This is a genomic window from Aeromonas sp. R6-1, assembly GCF_040908165.1.
Taxonomy (GTDB): Bacteria; Pseudomonadota; Gammaproteobacteria; order Enterobacterales; family Aeromonadaceae; genus Aeromonas; species Aeromonas caviae.
In genome coordinates this window covers 1-4,193 of the sequence record NZ_JBFODF010000013.1, presented here as the reverse complement: position 1 = coordinate 4,193, position 4,193 = coordinate 1, and the positions used below count along the sequence as shown (strand labels likewise).

The following is a 4,193-nucleotide window of genomic DNA, read 5'->3' as shown; positions in this document are numbered from 1 at the left end:
GGCGAGCCTCTCCAGGGCATTTCGCAGCCACACGGAGCGTCACCCCCCTTCCCATCGTCCATGACAATGGACAACAGATGTGTTCAAACACTCAAGTGCAGGTTTCCCGGACAGAGGGACCGAGACATCTCTATAGGCAGCACCTTCCCGCTGCGCACCCTCCCCCATCGATGCAGACAACCGTCACTCCTCACCGACAAGCCCCTGCCCTGGATACCCGTATTCGCCGACATGAGGCCCTGTTCGCCCACGACTGCGAACCATTGTCTTGCCCACTGACAGACCCCCGTTAAACAATCGATGCATCGAACAAATAATTCAGAATAGGAATACGTTTTATTTATCACCGCATATAAAAAGGGCGCATCACCTTGTATTAAACCTGTTTTTTGTATGGAAAAGCCCGAATCAAATGACAGGGGGCATTACACTCAAAACGACGCTTCATACCCAGAAAGTGTGAAGGGTTCGTCAACGAAGAGATGTCGGATGATTCTATTTTCTTGGCTGGGGTGTACTTATGTTCGACTCGAAACTTAAAAAAGAGCTGGCAGCAGAACGAGAGAGAGCCTTGAAAAGCGAGGCACTGGATCATGCCATGCACGATCATCTTCCCATGATTGAATTCACTACCGATGGTTATATTCTCGATGCCAGCCCGCTTTTTCTTCATTCCGTCGGCTATTCCCTCAATGAGATCGTGCAGCAGCATCACGCCATGTTCTGCATGAAAGAAGATACCGACTCTCCCTCCTATCGGGAATTCTGGCGAGATCTGGCAAATGGGCACAGCCAGCATGGCACCTTCCACCGGGTTTGCAAACAAGGCAAGGAAATATGGCTGTAAGCCACCTATTTCCCCGTCAGCCAGGGCGGAAAAATAATCAAGATCATCAAAATAGCGGCAGATGTGACAGTGCAACATGATCTGCTCATGACTCAAAAAGCAATATTTGAGGCGCTGGATCGCTCCCTCGCCGTCATCGAGTTTGAACCGACTGGTGTTGTTATTTCCGCCAACCGTAATTTCCTGGATACCATGGGCTATCGACTCGATGAAATTAAAGGCCATCAACATCGCATGTTTTGTGATGAGCTGTTTTATCGGGAACATCCCGATTTCTGGCAGGAGCTGGCTCAGGGGACGTTCAAATCGGGGCGCTTTCAGCGATTTGATAAAAAAGGCCATGAAGTCTGGCTGGAGGCAACCTACAACGCTGTGCGGGGCAGCCATGGCAAGGTGATCAAGGTCATCAAGTTTGCCTCCAATATCACCCCGCAGATCAGCAAAGATCAGGCCGTACAACATGTGGCCAAGGTGGCAAATGAAACATCTGTCACAACCAAATCCTCCGCCATCAAAGGAGAGGAGATGTTGACCACCGTCGTCTCCACTTCGGACAATATTGTCAGGCAGATGGAACATGCCAGCACCTTGATGAGCAAGCTTCACGCTCAATCCCAGAATATCACCGCCATTGTATCCACCATCAGCAGCATTGCAGACCAGACCAACCTGCTCGCGCTCAATGCCGCCATCGAAGCGGCGAGAGCCGGCGAACAAGGCAGAGGCTTTGCCGTCGTGGCCGATGAAGTTCGTCAACTGGCGGCAAGAACCTCCCTATCGACCAACGAAATAGCCAATGTCGTCAGCCAGAATCAGCAGTTCACCAGGCAGGTCAGCGAGCAGATCCAGTCCGCGGCAGACGGTGCCATCCACGGGCAAAAGCAGATCGATGACGTTGCAAAAGTGATGGAGGAGATAAGACACGGAGCAGAAGAGGTGTCGACCATCATCTCGGAACTCTAGATAAATCAGGGAAGCACTCAGGAGCCTGCCATCGAGCAGGCTCTTTGATGTTCACACCAGGGGTCGCAGCTTGGCACGTGCAGATTCAAGAGATGAACCGGCTCTTCAGGTCGCTGCCATTCTGGCAGTCAATTGACTAGAAACAAAAAGGCCACTATTGCTAGTGGCCTTAGTAACTCTTTGATTTTAATGGTGCCCGAGGCCGGAATCGAACCGGCACGACGCGAACGTCGAGGGATTTTAAATCCCTTGTGTCTACCGATTTCACCACTCGGGCACCGCAATCGGTATCAAGCTCGCGTGGCGGGCTTGTCAATATGGAGGCACGTTCCGGAGTCGAACCGGACTAAACGGATTTGCAATCCGCTGCATAACCGCTTTGCTAACGCGCCATGCAAAAGAGAAAAACTCTCTATTGTCTGAATTTGGAGCGGGAAACGAGACTCGAACTCGCGACCCCGACCTTGGCAAGGTCGTGCTCTACCAACTGAGCTATTCCCGCATCGGTCTGGCTGACTGCCTGACTGTGAGAACGCATTCTAGCGATGTTCCCCGCCCAGTCAACCAAAAACATTTAATACGCTGATCGTTCGGGTGTTTTTTACCCTTGTCCCACACTTTCGCCGCTCATGGCCGTTTCTCGGCGCCAGTGGCAGAGAAACGGCCATCTTCCCGTCGGGACTAGAACCGGGAGTGGTAGCTGAGATCGCCCCAGGCGGCCTTCATGTACTGGAACATGGACCAGAAGGTGAGCACGGTGGCCACGTAGAGCAGCACATAGGCGAGCCACACCATCCAGATGTCGTATTGCCAGATGAGGCCGGTGAGCGACACCATCTGGATCATGGTCTTCCATTTGCCAATCCAGCTGACCGCCACCGAGGAGCGCTTGCCAAGCTCGGCCATCCATTCACGCAGGGCGGAGATGATGATCTCCCGGCCAATCATGGTCATGGCGGGGATGGTGACCCAGACGGTGTTGTAGTGCTCGACGATAACCACCAGGGCCGCCGCCACCATGATCTTGTCGGCCACCGGATCGAGGAAGGCGCCAAAGGCGGTGGACTGGTTCAGCTTGCGGGCAAGATAGCCGTCAAACCAGTCGGTTGCGGCCGCCAGGATGAAGACGATGGCCGCCGCCATGTAGGACCACTGATAGGGAAGGTAGAACAGGATGACGAAGACGGGGATGAGCAAAATCCGAAAGAACGTCAGCAGGTTAGGAATATTTGTCATTATTTTCAGCCACTTCTTGTATGCCGCTACATGGTAGCCCCAAGCCGATCGCGGATGCAACCGAACTGGCGCCCGCCTTGGTCCATTAATCCATCAATAACCTCAGGATGCCGGTCATTATGGCATTTGGGAGCCCCCTGCGTCACGGCTCTTGTGCGCAGGCGGCACGCCCTGATGCCCCCTGGCGTGACCTCCTTCACACCAAAGGCAGCGCTAGGCTGTGTTCTTAAAGTGATGAAGATATAATCTCACATCTTCTCAACAGCTTAAGATCCATTCCGTGTCCCGCCGTTATCAGCTGACTGATGCACAATGGGGGCTTATCGAGCCCCAGTTTCCTTCTCGAAGCCTGATCGGGCGCCCTACCCGTGAACCGCGCCAAGTGCTCGATGGCATTCTCTGGATACTCCACACCGGAGCTCCTTGGCGAGACCTTCCAGAACGTTTCGGACCATGGAATTCGGTCTACAACACCTTCCGGCGTTGGCAGGATGCAGGCCGGATTGATGCCATTCTGGAAGCGCTGCAACTCAAGCTCAATGAAGAAGGGCTCATCGATTTCGACCTGTGGTGCCTGGACGGCTCCAATGTCAGAGCATCCAAAGATGCTGCCGGTGCACGTAAAAAAACACCTCAATGAATCAAGCCCTTGGCCGTTCGCGGGGAGGTTTCGGCAGCAAAATTCACTTGGTCACGGACCGTCATGGCTTACCACTGAGCTTCTGCCTGTCACCGGGGCAATCAGCAGAAATCAGCTATGCAACAAGCGCGTTGGCCATGGCGAGGATACCAACGTCATCAGGTCGCTACCGAACACGGCCAGCGCATCTTGCCGCAGACAAGGCCTATAGCAGCAAAGCCTTTCGAGCCGAGCTACGGCGGAGAAGGATAAAAGCGGTCATTCCGCAACGCAGCGACCAGCAACGGCGCCATAAGGGGCGTCCATTGGTACTGGACAAGGTGCATTACCGCAGGCGCAATGTCGTGGAGCGGTGCTTCGGTTGGTTGAAGAAGTTTCGCCGGTTTTCAACGAGATATGAAAAGCTAGCCAAGAGTTTTGCAGCCTTTATCAAACTGGCTTTTTGCCTTCGCTACTTGCGCGAGTTATGTGTGGACAGAAAACCAGCATTTTGAGAACACAGCCTAG

At 53.5% G+C, this 4,193-nt stretch carries 2 protein-coding genes, 3 tRNA genes and 1 pseudogene; 2 read left to right on the top strand and 4 right to left on the bottom strand.

What is annotated here, in order from left to right:
* Nucleotides 1–520: 520 nt before the first annotated feature.
* Nucleotides 521–1,810 (top strand): annotated as a pseudogene (locus AB5Y68_RS01980) (methyl-accepting chemotaxis protein).
* Between the two features lie 190 nt (nucleotides 1,811–2,000).
* On the opposite strand, the gene AB5Y68_RS01975 reads toward AB5Y68_RS01980, so the two are convergent.
* The 4 genes from AB5Y68_RS01975 to pgsA form a co-directional block, all read right to left on the bottom strand.
* Nucleotides 2,001–2,087: transfer RNA gene (locus tag AB5Y68_RS01975), tRNA-Leu, on the bottom strand.
* A 41-nt stretch (nucleotides 2,088–2,128) separates the two neighbouring features.
* A tRNA-Cys gene (locus AB5Y68_RS01970) sits at nucleotides 2,129–2,202 on the bottom strand.
* Nucleotides 2,203–2,236: 34 nt separating this feature from the next.
* Nucleotides 2,237–2,312, bottom strand: a tRNA-Gly gene (locus tag AB5Y68_RS01965).
* Between the two features lie 179 nt (nucleotides 2,313–2,491).
* Nucleotides 2,492–3,046, bottom strand: a complete 555-nt coding sequence (gene pgsA / locus AB5Y68_RS01960; protein WP_010675229.1) for a CDP-diacylglycerol--glycerol-3-phosphate 3-phosphatidyltransferase — start codon at nucleotides 3,044–3,046, stop codon at nucleotides 2,492–2,494.
* 280 nt (nucleotides 3,047–3,326) lie between these two features.
* On the opposite strand from pgsA, the gene AB5Y68_RS01955 reads away from it, so the two are divergent.
* A protein-coding gene (locus AB5Y68_RS01955) for an IS5 family transposase (RefSeq protein WP_368206892.1) occupies nucleotides 3,327–4,180 on the top strand; the annotation gives its coding sequence in 2 pieces (ribosomal slippage) (nucleotides 3,327–3,669 and nucleotides 3,669–4,180; 855 coding nt in all).
* Nucleotides 4,181–4,193: the final 13 nt, after the last annotated feature.

Excerpts from the sequence above, each read along its gene's own strand:
- pgsA (WP_010675229.1), bottom strand. The coding sequence starts at position 3,046 with ATGACAAATATTCCTAACCTGCTGACGTTCTTTCGGATTTTGCTCATC.